The sequence below is a fragment of the uncultured Parvibaculum sp. genome (assembly GCF_963975745.1).
In the GTDB taxonomy this organism is placed as follows: domain Bacteria; phylum Pseudomonadota; class Alphaproteobacteria; order Parvibaculales; family Parvibaculaceae; genus Parvibaculum.
In genome coordinates this window covers 217899-236775 of sequence record NZ_CAXBIB010000003.1, presented here as the reverse complement: position 1 = coordinate 236775, position 18877 = coordinate 217899, and the positions used below count along the sequence as shown (strand labels likewise).

Here is an 18877-nt window from a genome sequence, read left to right as displayed (position 1 = left end):
GCTAGCCCCCTCCGTATTACCGCGGCTGCTGGCACGGAGTTAGCCGGGGCTTCTTATCCAGGTACCGTCATTATCTTCCCTGGCGAAAGAGCTTTACAACCCTAAGGCCTTCATCACTCACGCGGCATGGCTGGATCAGGGTTTCGCCCATTGTCCAAGATTCCCCACTGCTGCCTCCCGTAGGAGTCTGGGCCGTGTCTCAGTCCCAGTGTGGCTGATCATCCTCTCAGACCAGCTATGGATCGTCGCCTTGGTAGGCTTTTACCCCACCAACTAGCTAATCCAGCGCGGGCCCATCTAGGGGCGATAAATCTTTCACCCGAAGGTCGTATACGGTATTAGCACGAGTTTCCCCGAGTTATTCCGTACCCCTAGGTAGGTTCCCACGTGTTACTCACCCGTCTGCCACTCCCTCCGAAGAGGGCGTTCGACTTGCATGTGTTAAGCCTGCCGCCAGCGTTCGTTCTGAGCCAGGATCAAACTCTCAAGTTGAGTTGATCCGACTGTATTCCTCGCGGGGAAAACCGCGAGGCTGACGCAAAATACACTCACATTCGTTTCCCGGCCTTGGGGGCCGGGTAACGGGGTAATGTGTGTAGAAACATCAGACAGTCAGTATTCTGTCGATCGGAATTACCCGATCTCGCCAGGACACCGCCGTCCACGTTTCTCTTTCTCAAACCACAATGTCAAAGAGCACCTGAGTTTCACGACGCAATGAACGTCCCGAAACACCAGGGTCGCAACCGACCCGAAGGACAGCCTTACCGCCGCTTCCCTATGGAAGTCGGGGCCCTGCTGTCATCCATAATTGGATCGTTTACTAGGCCACAAAGAATGCATCCAGGCAAGGCCCTTCAACACTCTTCACCTGAGGGGAAGCGCCGCACCCGGGGGCGGGACGCCGTGACCTCGTGGAGGCGGTTTATAGGGAGGTGGCCATGGCCTGTCAAACCCCTTTTTCGCGCTTTTCCCAAAAAAATCACGCCCTTTTAGGCTTGACTCGCCGCATTCCCTTGCAGTGCGAAAAACGAGGGCCGGCGCCGATGGATTCGGAGCCGTAACGGCTCGTATCCTGCAACGGATATTGCCGGCGGTTGAAAATGCCGCGCAGCCGTCCCGCCTCGGCACAGGAAGGTCATGTCGGGCACCACCCGCCCAACTGCGCGGTCATAAGCCGGAAAGATCGATGATGTATAAACCTTCACAAACATTGGCTATATCGGCTCCGTCCTGCGAGCTTTCGTTGACAGGGGCCGCCGGATCAAGGCATCGTCTCAATTCACGACACGTTACGTTTTGTTGCGGCGTGTGGGCAGCCGCCAGTTAAACAGGGAAGCGAAGACCGAGCCTTAGGCAAGCAGGCTAAGTATCGGGAATCGCACGGGGGACAGTAGATTTGTACGATACGGGGATCCAGACAAAAGACGAGCTGAACAGCGGCGCCGCCAGTATCGAAGCTGCGCCCGCTGCTTCGTCTCTCTGGCACCGCGCGCGTCGCAACACACGCATTTCCTTGAAATTCTACGCCTCCGTCAGCCGTCTGGCGCTGGGCCAGTCGCGCTGGATCGCTGCCTCGGGCGCGCTCGGCGCCTTGTCGCTGGGTCTGGTGGGTATCGGCATGGCAACGCTCGTGGCACCGTATGAAGGTGTGGCCAGCGCCTCGCTGACGGCCGACCGCGCACCGCGCGTACTGGCGCTCGACCTGCGGCCGGACGCAGCGGACGAGCCGCGCGCGATCGTCGCCATTCAGCCCACGGATGATTTCCACACGGCATCTCTGGCCGACCCCGGCATGTTCACCGGCGACATGGCCGACGACGCCATGGCCGACCTGACGAACACCGAGATTGACGCCGCCGCCGCCGAACCGCGCGAAGTCGAGGTCAAGGTGGCGCTGGCCAGCGGCGAAACGCTGACGGAAGTGCTGGCCAAGGCCGGCGCCGACCGCATCGACGCCTATCATGCGGTGGCCGCGATGAGCGCCCATTACAGCCCGCGCAAGCTGCGCGCCGGCCAGGAAATCTCGCTGAGCTTCATGGAACTGCCGGAAGGCGGCGAGGCCCTCGACGGCGAAACGCCCGCGCGATACCTGACCGCGATCTCGTTGCAGCCCGACATTGAACGCGCCATCGAGGTGACGCGCGAAGCCGATGGCAGCTTCAACGGGCGCGAACTGATGCGCGAATTCACCGAGGGCTATGTCCGCGCCGCCGGCACCATCGAGAACTCGCTCTTCCTCGACGGCGAACGCGCCGGCGTGCCGCCACAGATCATCGTCGAGATGATCCGCATGTATTCCTACAGCGTCGATTTCCAGCGTGAAATCCAGCCGGGCGACAAGTTCGACGTCTATTTCAGCCGCAAGTTCGACGAGAACAACAATGCGGTGAAGGAAGGCGATGTGCTGTATGCCTCGCTCTCGGTCGGCGGCCGCACGCACAAGCTCTGGCGCTTCGACCCGGGCGATGGCGTCTGGGACTATTTCGACGAGAACGGCCAGAGCATGAAGAAATTCCTGATGAAGACGCCCGTCGACGGGGCACGTCTTTCCTCGGGCTTCGGCATGCGCAAGCATCCGATCCTCGGCTATTCGCGCCTGCATGGCGGCGTCGATTTCGCGGCGCCGACAGGCACGCCGATCTATGCGGCCGGCGACGGCACGATCAAGCGCGCCAATCGCTTCGGCAGCTACGGCAACTACATCGCGATCCGTCATGCCAATGGCTATGAAACCGCTTACGCGCATCTCAACGGCTTTGCCCGCGGCATTCGCGCCGGTACGCGCGTGCGACAGGGTCAGGTGATCGGCTATGTCGGCACGACAGGGCGCTCCACCGGTCCGCATCTTCATTACGAAGTGCATGTGAACGGCAAGAAGATGAACCCGCTGGCGTTGAAGGTGCCGACCGGGCGCAAGCTCGAAGGCCCGCAACTGGCGGCTTTCAAGGCCCAGCGCGACGTCATGGCGACGCAGATGGCCGAAGCGCCGACCATGACCCGCGTGGCACAGGCCGGCACGGATTCCGACAGCGCCAACTGAGCATCCGTCCGGATACGGATGAAAGCCGGGCGGCGTCCGGCGGCGCGACTTATCCCCGTTTTTGACAGCGGAATCGGCAGCAGACCCCCCCTCTGTCACGGAACTGTCATAAAACTGTCATCAAACCCGTCCCGCACCTTTGCCGGAGACGATCTCGGCACCGGATTCAGCACGTTCGCATGCACAGCGCCGGCGTCTGGACGCCACTTGTCCCCGGGGTACCGGGGATAACGTTCGCGCCAGCGGATGCAGAAAACTTGTCCCCGCCCCCTCGTCCCCGCCCGAATCGAAAAGGCCGCCGGTTGTCCGGCGGCCTTTCGTTTGCGGATGGCGGTGCCGCCCTCAATGCACGGCGCGCAGGCCCGGCTCGTCCGGGTCGCGCAGGGAACCGTCGCGCCCGACTTCGTGACCGGCGATGACGAGGCCCTCGACGCCGGCCGAAACCGCGACCGTCTCGCCATCGGCGATGCGGCCCTGCAGGATCAGTTCGGCCAGCGGGTCCTGCACATTGCGCTGGATGATGCGCTTGAGCGGCCTGGCGCCATAGACGGGATCGTAGCCGGCATCGGCCAGCCAGGTGCGCGCGGCCTGATCGAGCGCAACCGTGATCTGACGGTCGGCCAGCAGCCTCTGCAGGCGTTCGAGCTGGATATCGACGATCGCATCCATCTGTTCGCGCGTCAGGCGGTGGAACAGCAGGATCTCGTCGAGCCGGTTGAGGAACTCGGGCCGGAAGCGCGAGCGCACGACATCCATCACCTGCTCGCGCACCTCCTCGACATCGCCGCCCTCGGCCAGATATTCGGCGCCGAGATTGGAGGTCATCACGATCATCACGTTTTTGAAGTCGACCGTGCGGCCCTGCCCGTCGGTCAGGCGCCCGTCATCAAGCACCTGCAGCAGGACGTTGAAGACATCGGGATGCGCCTTCTCGATCTCGTCGAACAGCACGACCTGATAGGGCCGGCGGCGGATCGCTTCGGTCAGCGCCCCGCCCTCCTCGTAGCCGACATAGCCGGGCGGCGCGCCGATGAGACGCGCGACCGAATGCTTTTCCATGTATTCCGACATGTCGAGACGGCAGATCGCCTGATCGTCGTCGAACAGGAAGCCGGCCAGCGCCTTGGTGAGTTCGGTCTTGCCGACGCCGGTCGGCCCGAGGAACAGGAAGGAGCCGATCGGCCGGTTCGGATCCTGCAACCCGGCGCGCGCCCGGCGTACCGCACGCGAAACGGCCGAGACCGCTTCCTCCTGCCCGATGACACGCGCCCGGAGCGCGTCTTCCATGTGCAAGAGCTTCTCGCGCTCGCCTTCGAGCATCTTGTCGACGGGAATGCCGGTCCAGCGCGAAACGACCTGCGCGATATGCGCCTCCGTCACCGCTTCTTCGAGCATCGCGCCCTGCGCCTGTTTTTCGGTCTCCACGAGCTTCTTCTCAAGCTCGGGAATGACGCCATAGGCCAGTTCCGACGCGCGTTCGAGGCGGCCGGCACGCTGCGCCTGCGCCAGTTCGTTGCGCGCGGTTTCGAGCTCTTCCTTGATCTTCTGCGCGCTGGCCAGCTTCGACTTCTCGGCCTGCCATGAGGCGGCAAGCTCGGCCGCCTTGCCTTCGAGATCGGCAAGCTCGGTTTCGATCTTTTCGAGCCGGTCCTTCGACGCCTGGTCCTTTTCCTTCTTCAGCGCCTCGCGCTCGATCTTGAGCTGGATGACGCGGCGATCGATCTCGTCGAGTTCCTCGGGCTTCGAGTCCACCTGCATGCGCAGGCGCGAGGCCGCCTCGTCCATCAGGTCGATGGCCTTGTCGGGCAGGAAGCGGTCGGAGATATAGCGGTCGGACAGCGTCGCGGCGGCGACCAGCGCCGAGTCGGAAATGCGCACACCGTGATGCAGCTCGTATTTTTCCTTCAGGCCGCGCAGGATCGAGATCGTGTCGGGAACCGTCGGTTCGTCGACAAAGATCGGCTGGAAGCGCCGCGCCAGCGCGGCGTCCTTTTCGACATATTTGCGGTACTCGTCGAGCGTGGTGGCGCCGACGCAGTGCAGATCGCCGCGCGCCAGCGCCGGCTTCAGCAGGTTCGAGGCATCCATCGCGCCGTCGCTCTTGCCGGCACCGACAAGCTGATGCATCTCGTCGATGAAGAGCACGATGCCGCCATCGGACGCGCTGATTTCCTGCAGCACGGCCTTGAGGCGTTCCTCGAACTCGCCGCGATACTTGGCGCCGGCGATCAGGGCGCCGAGATCAAGCGCCATCAACTGCTTCTGCTTGAGGCCTTCGGGCACGTCGCCATTGACGATACGGAGCGCCAGACCCTCGGCAATCGCCGTCTTGCCGACACCGGGCTCGCCGATCAGCACCGGATTGTTCTTGGTGCGGCGCGACAGCACCTGGATGGTGCGGCGGATTTCCTCGTCGCGGCCGATCACCGGATCGAGCTTGCCGGCCCGCGCTTCCGAGGTCAGGTCGCGGGCATATTTCTTCAGCGCGTCATAGGCGTCTTCGGCCGAGGCGCTGTCGGCGGTGCGGCCCTTGCGCACGCTCTCGATCGCCGCGTTGAGCGATTGGGCGGTAACGCCGGCCGTCTTGAGAATCTTCTCGGATTCCGAACCGGGCGTCAGCAGAATCGCCAGCAACAGGCGCTCGGCGGTGACGAAGCTGTCGCCGGCTTTCTTGGCGAGCTGTTCGGCCTGCTCGAAAAGCCGCGCCGTCTCCGGCGCCAGATAGAGCTGGCCGGCACCCGACCCTTCGACCTTCGGCATTTTCGACAGCGCCGTTTCGACGCCGGTCAGCGCCTGGTCCGGCCGTCCGCCGGCGGCGCGGATCAGGCCGGCCGCGAGACCCTCCTCGTCGTCGAGCAGCACTTTCAGGACATGTTCGGGGGTGAAACGCTGATGGCCCGAGCGCAGCGCAAGCCCTTGCGCGGACTGGATGAAGCCACGGCTCCGGTCCGTGTATTTTTCGAGGTCCATGTGTCTTCCTTTCAAGCACGCCCCGGAGCCAAGCCCCCCGAGCGCCTTATCCGAATTCCGGTCCGGCCCTCAAGAGGCACCGGCCCTGTACGGATATTGGTGTTGCTTATCGGTCACACAAGAGGCAGTCTGCTGCCAGTTTGTCGCAGAAACCTGCCGAAATCGTGAAGACCGGCATCGCAAGGACAGGACGGGACGGCATGCGAGACAGCGCCACAATCGTCGGCCTCTACCGCTACCCGGTCAAGGGCCTGTCGCCCGAGGCGCTGGCGGCGGTGACGCTCGAAAAGGGCGAGACCTTTCCCTGGGACCGCGCCTTTGCCATCGAGAACGGCAAGCACGAATTCGACGCCCGGGCGCCGAAACATTTTCCGAAGATCAGGTTCCTGATGCTGATGCGCGACGAACGCCTCGCCCGGCTGAAGACCCGTTTCGACGATGCGACGACAACGCTTGCGGTGGTGCAGGACGGCGAAACCGTGCTGACGGCCAACCTGATGACGGATGAGGGCCGCGCCGCGCTGGAACGCTTCATAGGCGGCTACATGAAGGACGAACTCAGGGGCGATCCCCGCCTCGTCCATGCACCCGGATTCTCGCATTCCGACGCCCCGGCCAAATTGGTCTCGATCATCAACATGGGCTCGGTGCGCGCGCTGGAGGAAAAGATCGGCAAGCATGTCAACCCGCTGCGCTTCCGCGCCAATGTCTATGTGGAGGGGCTCGAGCCCTTCGAGGATCACGACTGGGTGGGGCGGCGCTTCAAGCTGGGCGGTGCAACGCTGGAAGGCGTTCACCGGACGGTGCGCTGCGCGGCGACCAATGTCGATCCGGCGAGCGGCATCCGCGACATGGACATTCCGGCGACGCTGCTGCGCCACTGGAACCATGCCGATCTCGGGCTCTATGCCCATGTAAAATCGCCGGGCACGATCAGGCCCGGCGACAAACTCGTTCTCGAAGGATAAGCGGCCTGCCGGCCGGCGCGACCTCAGTCGCCCGGCGTGACCTCGGGCGTCGAGGCCGGTGCCTCGGTGCGGGGCGCGTCGCCCTCGCCACCTTCGGCGCGGCGCTGTTCGCCCTGCCCCTCGCCACGCGGACGGCGGCGGCGGCCCGAACGGCGGCGCGGCTGGCCTTCGCCCTGCTCGCCCTGCGGCTGCGCGGCCTGCTGGTTCGGCTGACGGTCGTCATCCTCACCTTCGTCCTCGTCGTCCTGACGCTGGCCACCATTGACCTGGCTACCGCCCTGAGCGTTACCGCCCTGCTGGTGCCAGGGCTGGCCGGGGTGGCGCGGCTGGGCCTGATTGTCGGCCGTGAAATCGGTCTCTTCCTCCTCGTCCTCCGGCGGACGATAGGCAAGATTGCTCTGCGGACGGGCCTGGCCTTCCTGGCCGGTCTGGGAGGCCATCAGAAGCCGGTAATAATGCTCTGCGTGCTGAAAGTAGTTTTCGGCCATCACCCGGTCGCCCGCCGAGATCGCATCGCGTGCCAGTTGCTGGTACTTCTCGCAGACATGCGCTGCGTTGCCGCGAATCTTGACGTCCGGCCCGTTGCTGTCATAGGCGCGATTGGTCGAGTGCTGCGGCCTGCGTCCGCTACGTCCGCGCGAGCGCTTGGCGTTGTTTTGCCCTTGCCTCATATGATCTGATTTCTCGCTACTTGTTACGTCGGAATCTCGTTCAAAGCCTCATCCGCCGCTCCGGCCGCGATCCGCCTTGCGAATCCCGCGCCTGTCAGAGCGGACTTCCCCAGCACACACAGGCTTCCGGCCTTGCCGGCGCGGCCCGTCTGGATGCTAAGAAGTTCTGGCCCCGTATCCTCGCCCAGCCCCTGAGCCTTGACGGATACATGCGGGCAATTGCCTTGTCCGGGGTCGCATCAAGCGCCTCGGAACCCTGCCCGGCTGACGGAACTCCCGTCCCGGGCGCATCCCTCTTCTCGGAAGACGATCTTCATGTCGGAGGAGGGGGTTCGAGGAGCGCGGCGTTTTCGGCCCGGTCCATTTTCCCTGCAGGAAACCTAGCCGCTGCGGCGCCGAACTCCAAACGATTTTTTCCGCGATCTTTCCGGAAATATTCAGTCATTCTGCCGATTTTCGTGCTTCTTCCCTGCGACAAGGACGCGCGGAACGCCGGCAAGGTCCGCAACCAGGCGTGTCGCGCCGAATCCGGCCGCTGCAAAGAGGCCCGCCACCGCCGCCGCCTGACCGGCACCAAGTTCGATAACCGCATGGCCGGACGGCGCCAGCACCACCGGTAGAGCGCGCGCCAGCACACGATAGGCGTCGAGCCCGTCGGCACCGCCGTCAAGCGCCAGGCGTGGATCGTGATCGCGGACGTCGCGCTCGAGTGCGGCAATGTCGTCGCTGGCGATATAGGGCGGATTGGACATCGCCAGATCGAAGGGGCCTTCGATACCGGCCGTCCAGTCGCCCGCCATGAAGCTGGCGCGGCCGGCGAGTCCGAGGCGCGACGCATTGGCTTGCGCGACTTCCAGCGCCGCCGGCGAAATGTCGATCCCGAGGCCGCGCGCATCGGCGCGTTCATGGAGAACGGCCAGCAGCAGACAACCCGACCCGGTGCCGAGATCGAGGATGCGGGGCGCCTCATGGCCGCGCAACAGGTCGAGCGCAGCCGCCACCAGCGTTTCGCTGTCGGGGCGTGGATCGAGTACGGCAGGCGTCACCGCGAAATCGAGGCCCCAGAATTCGCGCGTGCCCAGAATGCGCGACACCGGTTCGCCGGCGAGACGGCGCCGCTCATGATCGGCGAGCAGCGCCTCCTCCGCTTCGGTGATGAAGGCGCCGGGCTCGCGGATCATCTCGATCTCGCTGGCGCCCGTCACCCCGCGCACCAGCAGGCGGGCATCGAGTTCGGGCGTGGCAAGACCGGCCTGACGCAGCCGCCAGCCCAGCATGCGCGCGGCATGGTCGCGCGTGTTCACGCCTCGTCACCCAGCGCCGCCAGACGCGCCGCCTGATCCTCGGCAACCAGCGCCGAGATCAGTTCGTCGAGCGCGTCGCCCGCAACGATCTGGTCGAGCTTGTGCAGCGTCAGATTGATGCGGTGATCGGTGACGCGGCTCTGCGGAAAATTGTAGGTACGGATGCGCTCCGAGCGATCGCCCGAGCCGACCTGGCCCTTGCGCTGGGCGGCGCGTTCGCGATCCATGCGCTCGCGCTCGGCATCGTAGATGCGGGCCCGCAGGATCTGCATCGCGCGCGCCTTGTTCTTGTGCTGGGATTTCTCGTCCTGCTGCGCGACGACGATGCCGGTCGGGATATGGGTGATGCGCACGGCGCTTTCGGTCTTGTTGACATGCTGGCCGCCGGCACCCGATGCACGGAAGACGTCGATGCGGAGATCCTTCTCGTCGATCTCGACATCGACCTCCTCGGCCTCGGGCAGCACCGCAACCGTGGCGGCCGATGTGTGGATGCGCCCGCCGCCCTCGGTGACCGGCACGCGCTGGACCCGATGGACGCCCGATTCGAATTTCAGCTTCGCATAGACACCGCGCCCCGAAATGCCGGCGATGATTTCCTTGTAGCCGCCCATTTCGCCTTCGGACGCCGAGATGATCTCGACCTTCCAGCCCTGCAGCGACGCATAACGCTCATACATGCGGAAGAGATCGCCGGCAAAAAGCGCCGCCTCGTCGCCACCGGTGCCCGCGCGCACTTCCAGAATGACATTGCGCTCGTCGGCCGCATCCTTCGGCAGCAGCATCAACTCCAGTTCGTGTTCGAGGCGCGGCAATTCCTCGTTGAGGCGGACGATTTCCTCGCGCGCCATCTCGGCCATGTCGCGCACGCGCAACAACGCCTCGGCGTCTTCATATTCGCGCTGGGCGGCATTGAGCTTGCCGATCGCGGCCGCGATCGGCGCCAGTTCCGAAAATTCCTTCGACAGCGCCACATAGCGCTCGCGCGGCACATCGGCATTCATTTCGGACTGCACGGCCTCGAAACGGGCAATGACGCTCTGGAGTTTTTCTTCGGGAATCATGGCGGACCGGAAGCTGGCGATTGAAAACGGCGGAAGACGCGGAAACCGGCCTCGCTAATCGCCCGCCAGCGCGCGCGGTTCGGCCGCCTCTTCGGCGGCGCGCGCATGTTCGATTTCCAGGGCCTTGGCTTCCACCAGGCCGACCAGATGTTCGACGATCTCGTCGTTGCGGATCTTGTGATCGGTGACGCCGGCAAGATAGACCATGCCGGCACCCGCGCCGCCGCCGGTGAAGCCGATATCGGTCTGTGTCGCTTCGCCCGGGCCGTTGACGACGCAGCCGATCACCGAAAGCGTCATCGGCGTCGCGATATGGGCGAGACGTTCTTCGAGAATCCGGACCGTGCCGATGACGTCGAAACCCTGCCGCGCACAGGAAGGGCAGGATATGATGGTGACGCCGCGATGACGCAGACCCAGCGACTTCAGAATGTCGAAGCCGACCTTGACCTCCTCGACCGGATCGGCCGAGAGCGAAACCCGGATCGTGTCGCCGATACCGCCCCAGAGCAGCATGCCGAGACCGATCGAGGACTTGATCGTGCCGGTCATCAACCCGCCGGCCTCGGTGACGCCGATATGGAGCGGACAATCGATGGCCTCGGCGAGTTGCTGATAGGCAGCAACGGTCAGAAAGGGATCGGAGGCCTTCACGCTGATCTTGAATTCGTGGAAATCGTGATCCTGCAGGATGCGCGCATGATCGAGCGCGCTCTCGACCATGGCCTCGGGGCAGGGCTCGCCGTATTTTTCGAGAAGATCGCGTTCGAGCGAGCCGGCATTGACGCCGATGCGCATCGAGCAGCCATGATCCTTGGCCGCCTGGATGACGTCGCGCACCCGGGCTTCCGAGCCGATATTGCCGGGATTGATCCGCAGACAGGCCGCACCCGCTTCTGCCGCCTCGATGGCACGGCGGTAGTGGAAATGGATGTCGGCGACAATCGGAATCCGGGCGGCGCGGACGATCTCGCCGAGCGCCGCGGTCGAGGCCTCATCGGGACAGGAGACCCGCACGATGTCGCAGCCCGCCTCCTCGATCCGGCGAATCTGCTCGATCGTCGCCTTCGCATCCGAGGTCAGCGTGTTGGTCATGGTCTGGACGGTGATCGGCGCGTCGCCGCCGACCGGCACCGACCCCACATGGATCTGCCGGCTCTTGCGACGCGCAATGTCGCGCCAGGGTCTGATGCTGCTCATGGCTTCACTTCCGTCCGTCTGCTGGACGCTACTGCAGGCACGCGCAAGGCGGCCTGCCCTGCCCATCGGGGCATTTCATATCAGAATTGCGGCAATTCCGCGAAAACGGCCTATTCGACCGCCGTTTCGGCCGCGGCGTCACCCGGCAGGGCATCGACCACCGCCGGCTTCGGCATCGCCGCCAGCAGATCGGCGGCAAAGAGCGACTTGCCGGTCAGGACCAGGGTGGGCGGGCCGGCAAGACCGAGCGACTGGCCATCGACCATGATTTCGAAGGCACTGGCATCGCGGGCGACCAGAATGACGCCGGGCTGCGCGGGCGCGCGATAGCTGTCGCCGGCCTGCAGCACGCGTTCGATCAATACCTGACCGGCAGCATCCTCGACCCGGATCCAGGCGCCGTTGCGCCGGGCGCGCACGACGACGCGGCCATCGACATTCTCGGCGCCGAACGGCGTACCCTCGGGCAGAGGCGGCAATTCGGTCGAGACCTCTTCGGAAAGCGCGGCCAGCGCCATTTCCTCGTTTGCGGCGTCTTCAGCCGCCGCCTCGATGTCGTCATTGGCGAAGGGTGCCGGCTCATAGACGCTTTGCGGCGCCAGAACGGCACTCGCAGACGGTGCCGGCGCGATGCCCGACATCCGCACCGCCGGCACGTCGCCGGCAGCCGGCGTCGAGGCCGAGGCGCTGTCGCCGCGCGGCGAAACGGCGCCGGCGGAAGATGCAACAGCGGCCGCAGGCGGCTCAAGCGTGGCCGGCCCACGGGTGCTCATCATCTCGTCGGTCGATTTCGAAAGCAGCCAGCCGCCATAGGCACCGGATGCGATGACCAGCAGGACGATCAGGAAAGTGCCGCGCGGCAGACGCCGTTCTTCGGCCGTATCGGGGAAACTCAGATCGGCGGCCGTCGCCGCTGCGGCATCAAGCTCGGCCTTGTAGCGCTCGACGACATGGCGGCTGTCGAGGCCGAGATATTCCGCATAGGAACGAACGAAACCGATCGCATAGGCGCGGGCGGGGAGATCCTCGCTGCGGCCCTCCTCGATCGCCTCGAGCTGGGCACGGCTGATGCGCAGCGACTGCGCGACCGTGCGCAGATCCTCGCCGCGGCGCAGACGCGCATTGCGCAATTCGGCGCCGACCGTGTCGGCGGCCTCGGGCAATTCATTGGTGATGTCGCGCAGATGGAGCCTGCGGCGCGCGTCCGACCGGTCTTCGGTGGGCAGCATCGTGACCTTGTTCATTTGTACGGGCTCTTTTTCCCCGAGCTGAGCCATCCCGAACCGCGTTTCTCGTCAAAGGGCACTGCGAAGGATCGTCGGCGTCTGAAAACGATACACACCAGCCCCCGAGCCGGTCCGACAACATCAATCTCAATGCGTCTGATCGCCTAGAATAGAACAAAACTCTTGACAAACTGCAACCACCGATTGCGCCAAACCCCTTTTCCGGCCACGTATTTTTCGATTCAAGCGGCGACGGAGGGCGGGAGGGTGAAACGCCCCTGTCAGATGGTCACGCCATGACTGGCAGCAAAATCGGCCAGCCGCTCGCGGACCGACCGGTCCGGCAGGTCGTAAAGCCCCTCCATGAAGCCCGCCAGCCTGGCCGCATCGAGCGAGCGGACCATCATCTTGACCGGGCCGATCGCCGCCGGCGACATCGAAATACGGCGGAATCCAAGACCCAGCAGCGCCATCGCCTCGAGCGGCTTGCCCGACATCTCGCCGCACAGCGTCAGGGCGGTGTCATGGGCACGACACTTCTCGACGATGTGCTTGAGGAAGCTCAGCACGGCCGGGCTGAGAAAGTCGTAACGCGAGGCCACCCGGGCATTGCCCCGGTCGGAGGCAAACAGGAACTGCAGCAGGTCGTTGGAACCGACCGAAACGAAATCGACCATCGGCAGCAACGTGTCGAGCTGCCAGGCCAGCGACGGGACTTCGAGCATGGTGCCGATTTCAAGCAGCGCCGGCCTTTGCTTGCCGAACTTGTCGAGCCGCGTCAGCTCCTTGTCGACCAGGGCACGGGCGCGCTGGAACTCGGCCACCTCGGCCACCATCGGGAACATGATCCGGAGCGAACGGCCGGCGGCCGCCGTCAGCAGCGCCCGGACCTGGTGGCGCAGCAGGCCCGGCCGGTCGAGGCTGATGCGGATCGCGCGCCAGCCCAGCGCCGGATTCTCCTCCTTCAGCGCCGCGAAATTCATGTAGGGCAACATCTTGTCGCCGCCGATATCGAGCGTGCGGAAGACGACCGGATTGTCGCCCGCGACATCGAGCACGGCACCATAGAGTTCGATCTGGTCGCGCAGGGAGGGCAGCGTCGAGGCGATCATGAACTGGAGCTCGGTGCGGAAGAGACCGATGCCCTCGGCGCCCGATTCCTCCAGATGCGGCAGGTCGACCTGCAGACCGGCATTGACGTAGAGCGAAACGCGCTCGCCATCGAGCGTGATCGCCGGCTCGCCCCGGATCGCCTTGTACTGTTCCTGCTTGCGGGCCCGGAAGCGCGCCTTTTCCGAATAGGAAGCGATGACCTCCTGCGAGGGCCGGAGATAGACCTCGCCCGTGTCGCCGTCCACGATGATCGCATCGCCCGGTTCGACATGATCGAGAATGTCGGCGGCGCGGCCGACAGTGGCGATGCCGAAGGCGCGCGCGACGATCGAGACATGCGCATTGGCCGCACCTTCTTCGAGAACGAGGCCCCGAAGCCGCGTCTTGTCGTAGTCGAGCAGTTCGGCCGGGCCCATGTTGCGGGCGATGATGATCGCGTCATTGGGCAGATTGGCCGACAGCGAGGCCAGCGTGACGCCGGTCAGCTGGCGCAGCAGCCGGTTGGCCAGATCGTCGAAATCATGCAGCCGGTCGCGGATGTAAGGGTCGGCCGCCCGCTGCAACCGCGCCCGCGTGTCGTTCTGCACACGTTCGACGGCAGCTTCGGCGGTCAGACCCGTGCGCACGGCCTCGAGCATGCGCTGCAGCCAGCCGCGGTCGTTGGCGAACATGCGATAGGCCTGCAGCACTTCGCGATGCTCGCCCGCATGGCTGAGATCGGCCGTCTCCAGCATGTCGTCGATCGAGCCCCGGAGCGCATAGACCGCCTGTTCGAGCCGCTTCAGTTCGAGGTCGGTGTCTTCGGCGATCAGCTTGGTGACATGGACGCGCGGCTCGTGCAGCACGGCATGGCCGAGCGCAATGCCCTCGCAGAAGGCTGTCGCCTGGATGTAGTGCGGGATCTGGCGGGCCTGGTCGGGCGACTCGAAGGCCTGCGGGTCGACCAGTTCGGCGGCGGCCACGACTTCGGCCAGCACCATCGCGACCGTCTGCAGCGCCTCGACCTCTTCCTCGGTGTAGTGACGTTTGGTGCGGTTCTGCACCGCCAGCACGCCGACGACCTTGCCGCTCCTGAGGATCGGCACGCCCATCAGCGACTTGTAGATTTCTTCGCCGGTTTCCGGCCGGTAGGCAAAACCCGGATGCGACTGCGCATCGGCGAGATTGAGCGGCCGTGCATGCTCGGCAATGTCACCGATCAGGCCTTCGCCGATCTTCAGCCGCGTATTGTGGACGGCCGACGGCTTCAGGCCTTCGGTGGCCGAGAGTTCGAGTTCGCGCTGCCGGTTGACCAGATAGACCGAGCAGACTTCGGCGACCATGTTGGAAGCGATCAGCACGACGATCTTGTCGAGCCGCTTCTGCGCGCTCTCCGGCTCCGCCATGACTTCGCGCAGCCGGCGGAGCAAAATGCGCGGACCGCCGACGGAGCCCGGCATCAGTCCGGATCCCGTTCGCTGCAGAGGGGGCGGCGAAAGCGCGTCAACGATCTGACCTCCGTTATCCGGCGTCGAGCTCGTAGGCCGTGTGCAGGGCGCGCACGGCAAGCTCGGTATATTCCGACGAGATCAGCACACTGACCTTGATCTCCGACGTGGTGATCGCGAGGATGTTGATGCCCTTTTCGGCCAGCGTCTGGAACATCGTCTTGGCGACGCCGGCATGGCTGCGCATGCCGATGCCGATGATCGACACCTTGACGACATTGAGGTCGGTCCGGACCTCCTGGCAGCCGATGCGGTCCTGCACCTTGCGGATCACGTCCTCGGCGCGGGTCAGTTCGGCCTGCGGCACGGTGAAGGTGATGTCGGTGCTGCGGCCGTCGTCGGACAGGTTCTGGATGATCATGTCGACATTGATGGCCGCATCCGCCAGCGGCCCGAACACGCTCGCGGCAACGCCCGGCTTGTCCTCGACCTTGACGAGCGTGACCTTGGCCTCGTCTTTCGAATAGGCGATGCCGCTGACGACCTGCTGTTCCAAGATTTCATCCTCGTCGCAAACAAGAGTGCCCGGTCCGGTGGCCTCGGGTCCATTGCCCTGCGCCGCATCGGGCGCATCGAAGCTCGAGCGGACCTGAAGGCGTACGCGATGGACCATGGCGAGTTCGACGGAGCGGGTCTGGAGAACCTTGGCGCCGAGCGACGCCATCTCCAGCATTTCTTCGTAACTGATCTTATCAAGCTTTCGCGCCTTCGCAACGATGCGCGGATCGGTGGTGTAGACGCCGTCGACATCGGTATAGATGTCGCAACGGTCGGCATGGATCGCGGCCGCGATGGCGACCGCGCTGGTATCGGAACCGCCGCGGCCGAGCGTGGTGATTCGGTTGTCGGGCGCCAGACCCTGGAAGCCGGCGACGACCGCCACTTCCTTGCGCGCCAGACGTTCGATCAGCAGCGCGCCGTCGATCTCCTGGATGCGCGCGGCGCCATGCGCATGGTCGGTGCGAATCGGAATCTGCCAGCCGAGCCAGGAGCGCGCCGGAATGCCGATGCGCTGCAGTTCGATCGCCAGCAGGCCGACCGTCACCTGCTCGCCGGTGGCGACGATCGCGTCATATTCGCGCGCATCATGCAAAGGCGCCGTCTCGCGCGCCCAGGCGACGAGCTGGTTGGTGGTGCCCGCCATTGCCGAGACGACGACGGCGACCTCGTGGCCGGCCTCGGTCTCGCGCCGGACATGCTGCGCCACATTACGGATCCGCCCGATATCCGCCACCGAGGTACCGCCGAATTTCATGACCAGTCTGGCCATTGTCGCTTCCATAATTCAGCGCCGCCGATCCCGCTCGGCGGCTGTCATTAGTTGGCCGGCGCCGAGGGTCCACTGGACCAATCCGGCCGCAACGCCCTATATCATATCGAGATGAAGGCCATGCCCCGCGCCCGCCGGGCGCGGCCATACATACAAGCCCCGCCCCGCCCCCGCAACCGGCGGAAACGGGCCGAAATGCCAGAGCGACGCAAGGGAACCCGCCATATGGCCCAGCCGGCCGCAGACAAGACCCCGAAGCAGGCGCCGAGCAGCGTCGATCCGGCCGAGATCGCCCGCTTTTCGGCCATGGCCGCCGAATGGTGGGACCCGGCGGGCAAGTTCCGCCCGCTGCACAAGTTCAACCCGGTGCGTCTGGGCTATATCCGCGATCATGTGTGCGCCCGCTTCGGCCGCGAGGCCCACGGCCTCCGGCCCTTCGAGGGGCTGCGCCTGCTCGATATCGGCTGCGGCGGCGGCCTGCTGGCCGAACCGATGGCCCGGCTCGGCGCCGAGGTGACGGCCGCCGACGCCTCGGAACGGAATATCGCGACCGCCCGCGTCCATGCCGCCGAGCAGGGGCTAGCGATCGACTATCGCTGCACGACCGCCGAAGCGCTGGCCGAAGCCGGCGAAAGCTTCGACGTCATCCTCAATATGGAAGTGATCGAGCATGTCGCCGATCGCGACCGGTTTCTGCAGGATTGCGGACGGATGGTGAAGCCGGGCGGGCTGATGTTCGTCGCCACGCTCAACCGCACGCTGAAGGCGCATGCGCTGGCGATTATCGGCGCCGAATACATTCTCGGCTGGCTGCCGCGCGGCACGCATGACTGGAAGAAATTCGTGACGCCGGCCGAAATGGAAGCCGGCCTGACCGGCGCCGGGCTCGATATCCGCGAGATGTCCGGCGTCAGCTACAATCCGCTCTTCGACCGCTGGTCGCTGTCGCGCGACACCGATGTCAATTACATGGTGGTCGCGGAAAAACCGGCGCGTTAGTTGGCGCGGGCCGGCGGCACGATCGGCAGCGGCGCCACCTCGACACCCTCCTCGATCAGTTCGCGCGCCTCTTCCGGCGTCGTCTCGCCATAGATGTCGCGGTGATCGGTTTCGCCGTAATGGATGCGGCGCGCTTCCTCGGCGAAGCGGTCGCCGACATAGTCGCAATTCTCTTCGACATGCTTCCGCAGCGCCAGCATCATCATGCCGAGCTTCTGTGCCGCATCGGGCAGGGCGGCCGGCGCGGCCGCCGGAGCGCCCTTCCTGGTGCCACGGCCCAGCTGCGGCGCCATCAGCGCCTTGCGCACCTCGCGGCTGCCGCAGACCGGGCAGACGAGGTCGCCCGATGCCGCCTGCGCCTCGAAACCGGCAGACGATGGAAACCAGCCGTCGAAAGGATGCTCGTGCTCACACAGCAGCGCATAGCGGATCATGACACCGGCCCCGCCGTCGCGACGACCGGCAGCGCAAAGGCGCGATCGTGACCGAGGCTCGGCACGCGGCGCCGCGCTTCGGCGACGCGGCCCCCGTCGATTTCGGCGATCAGCACGCAGGGTTCGTCATGTGCGGCCTCGGCAACGATCTCGCCCCAGGGGGCAACGACGAGACTGTGGCCGAAGGTCTCGCGGCCGCAGGCATGTCTGCCGCCCTGCGCCGGCGCGAACACGTAGCAGCCGGTCTCGATCGCCCGCGCCGTCAGCAGCGTGTGCCAATGCGCCGCCCCGGTCTGGCGCGTGAAGGCGGCCGGCACGGTCAGGAAATCGGCGCCCGCCTTGGCCAGCGCCCGGTAAAGATGCGGGAAACGCAGATCGTAGCAGATGCTCAGGCCGAGACGCCCCCAGGGCAGGTCGGCCAGAACCGCCTGCTTGCCGGGCTCGAATTGCCGGCTCTCGCGATAGCTTTCGCCGCCGGCGAGATCGACATCGAACATGTGAATCTTGTCGTAGCGCGCCGCCACGACGCCGTCGGGCGCGATCAGAAACGAGCGGTTGACGAGCTTTGTGTCCGAGAATCTCACCGGCAGCGAGCCGATCAGCAGCCAGATCTTCTTCTGCGCCGCCAGCGCCCGCAGCGTGGTGAGTGCCGCATCGTCCCTTTCCTCATGCGCATTGGCAAACAACGCCGCGCTCTTCGTCTCGAGCAGCGAGGTCATTTCCGGCGTCATGACGAAATCGGCGCCCTTGCCGGCGGCCTCTTCGATCAGCGCCGACACGTCGGCGATGTTGGCGGCAACGTCACGCCCGGCACGCATCTGGATGCAGGCAGCGGTGAACTTTCCGGCAGCGGTCATGGTTTCAGGCCGCCAGCAGAGCGTCGAGCTTGCCGGCCGCGTCGAGCGCCCAGAGATCGTCGCAACCGCCGATATGCGCATCGCCGATGAAGATCTGCGGCACGGTATGCCGGCCATGCGCGCGGGCCATCATTTCGCGGCGCTTGTCGACATCCATGCCGACATCGATTTCGGTGAAGGCAACGCCCTTGCGCCCGAGCAGTTCCTTGGCCCGGTAGCAATAGGGGCACATCATCGTGGTGTAGATGGTCACATCGGCCATCGCGGCACT

The 18877-nt window shown here is 65.1% G+C and carries 14 protein-coding genes and 1 rRNA gene; 3 read left to right on the top strand and 12 right to left on the bottom strand.

The window, feature by feature from the left end:
• Positions 1-492 (bottom strand): 16S ribosomal RNA (locus tag AAC071_RS04165); the annotation flags it as partial.
• A gap of 907 nt (positions 493-1399) precedes the next feature.
• Here AAC071_RS04165 and AAC071_RS04160 point away from each other — a divergent pair.
• Complete coding sequence (locus tag AAC071_RS04160; protein WP_339830324.1) at positions 1400-3043, top strand: peptidoglycan DD-metalloendopeptidase family protein; 1644 nt, start codon at positions 1400-1402, stop codon at positions 3041-3043.
• 342 nt (positions 3044-3385) lie between these two features.
• On the opposite strand, the gene clpB is transcribed toward AAC071_RS04160, so the two are convergent.
• On the bottom strand, positions 3386-6013 hold the full coding sequence (clpB, locus tag AAC071_RS04155) for an ATP-dependent chaperone ClpB (protein ID WP_339830322.1): 2628 nt from the start codon (positions 6011-6013) through the stop codon (positions 3386-3388).
• Between the two features lie 200 nt (positions 6014-6213).
• On the opposite strand from clpB, the gene AAC071_RS04150 reads away from it, so the two are divergent.
• Positions 6214-6981 (top strand): MOSC domain-containing protein, encoded by a 768-nt coding sequence (locus tag AAC071_RS04150; RefSeq protein ID WP_339830321.1) that lies wholly within the window; start codon positions 6214-6216, stop codon positions 6979-6981.
• A gap of 23 nt (positions 6982-7004) precedes the next feature.
• Here the strand turns inward: AAC071_RS04150 and AAC071_RS04145 are convergent, their stop codons facing one another.
• The 7 genes from AAC071_RS04145 to AAC071_RS04115 all read right to left on the bottom strand — a co-directional run bounded on the left by AAC071_RS04145 (position 7005) and on the right by AAC071_RS04115 (position 16316).
• Entirely contained in the window at positions 7005-7652 is a 648-nt protein-coding gene (locus AAC071_RS04145; protein ID WP_339830319.1) for a DUF4167 domain-containing protein, read from the bottom strand.
• Between the two features lie 437 nt (positions 7653-8089).
• Positions 8090-8956, bottom strand: a complete 867-nt coding sequence (gene prmC, locus AAC071_RS04140) for a peptide chain release factor N(5)-glutamine methyltransferase (RefSeq protein ID WP_339830316.1) — start codon at positions 8954-8956, stop codon at positions 8090-8092.
• Positions 8953-10020, bottom strand: a complete 1068-nt coding sequence (prfA, locus tag AAC071_RS04135; RefSeq protein ID WP_339830313.1) for a peptide chain release factor 1 — start codon at positions 10018-10020, stop codon at positions 8953-8955. The genes prmC and prfA overlap by 4 nt, the downstream gene beginning before the upstream one ends.
• Positions 10021-10074: 54 nt before the next feature.
• The gene (gene ispG / locus AAC071_RS04130; protein ID WP_339830311.1) at positions 10075-11220 is read right to left on the bottom strand and encodes a flavodoxin-dependent (E)-4-hydroxy-3-methylbut-2-enyl-diphosphate synthase; all 1146 of its coding nucleotides are present in this window, start codon (positions 11218-11220) and stop codon (positions 10075-10077) included.
• A 110-nt stretch (positions 11221-11330) separates the two neighbouring features.
• On the bottom strand, positions 11331-12464 hold the full coding sequence (locus AAC071_RS04125) for a RodZ domain-containing protein (protein ID WP_339830309.1): 1134 nt from the start codon (positions 12462-12464) through the stop codon (positions 11331-11333).
• Between the two features lie 263 nt (positions 12465-12727).
• Positions 12728-14998 carry a phosphoenolpyruvate--protein phosphotransferase gene (ptsP, locus tag AAC071_RS04120; RefSeq protein WP_339830306.1) on the bottom strand — a complete coding sequence of 757 codons (2271 nt, stop codon included), beginning with the start codon at positions 14996-14998 and terminating at the stop codon, positions 12728-12730.
• A gap of 61 nt (positions 14999-15059) precedes the next feature.
• Positions 15060-16316, bottom strand: a complete 1257-nt coding sequence (locus AAC071_RS04115; protein ID WP_339830303.1) for an aspartate kinase — start codon at positions 16314-16316, stop codon at positions 15060-15062.
• Between the two features lie 225 nt (positions 16317-16541).
• Here AAC071_RS04115 and ubiG point away from each other — a divergent pair, with 225 nt between their 5' ends.
• On the top strand, positions 16542-17315 hold the full coding sequence (gene ubiG, locus AAC071_RS04110; RefSeq protein ID WP_339830300.1) for a bifunctional 2-polyprenyl-6-hydroxyphenol methylase/3-demethylubiquinol 3-O-methyltransferase UbiG: 774 nt from the start codon (positions 16542-16544) through the stop codon (positions 17313-17315).
• Here ubiG and AAC071_RS04105 read toward each other — a convergent pair.
• Genes AAC071_RS04105 through grxC form a run of 3 tightly spaced genes read right to left on the bottom strand, consistent with a single transcriptional unit; the run spans position 17312 to position 18868 of the window.
• Positions 17312-17749, bottom strand: a complete 438-nt coding sequence (locus AAC071_RS04105; RefSeq protein WP_339830298.1) for a DUF1178 family protein — start codon at positions 17747-17749, stop codon at positions 17312-17314. The two genes, ubiG and AAC071_RS04105, sit on opposite strands and share 4 nt — an antisense overlap.
• Positions 17746-18606 carry a carbon-nitrogen hydrolase family protein gene (locus tag AAC071_RS04100; protein WP_339830296.1) on the bottom strand — a complete coding sequence of 287 codons (861 nt, stop codon included), beginning with the start codon at positions 18604-18606 and terminating at the stop codon, positions 17746-17748. The genes AAC071_RS04105 and AAC071_RS04100 overlap by 4 nt, the downstream gene beginning before the upstream one ends.
• Positions 18607-18610: 4 nt before the next feature.
• Entirely contained in the window at positions 18611-18868 is a 258-nt protein-coding gene (grxC, locus tag AAC071_RS04095; protein ID WP_339830294.1) for a glutaredoxin 3, read from the bottom strand.
• Between the last annotated feature and the right edge of the window lie 9 nt (positions 18869-18877).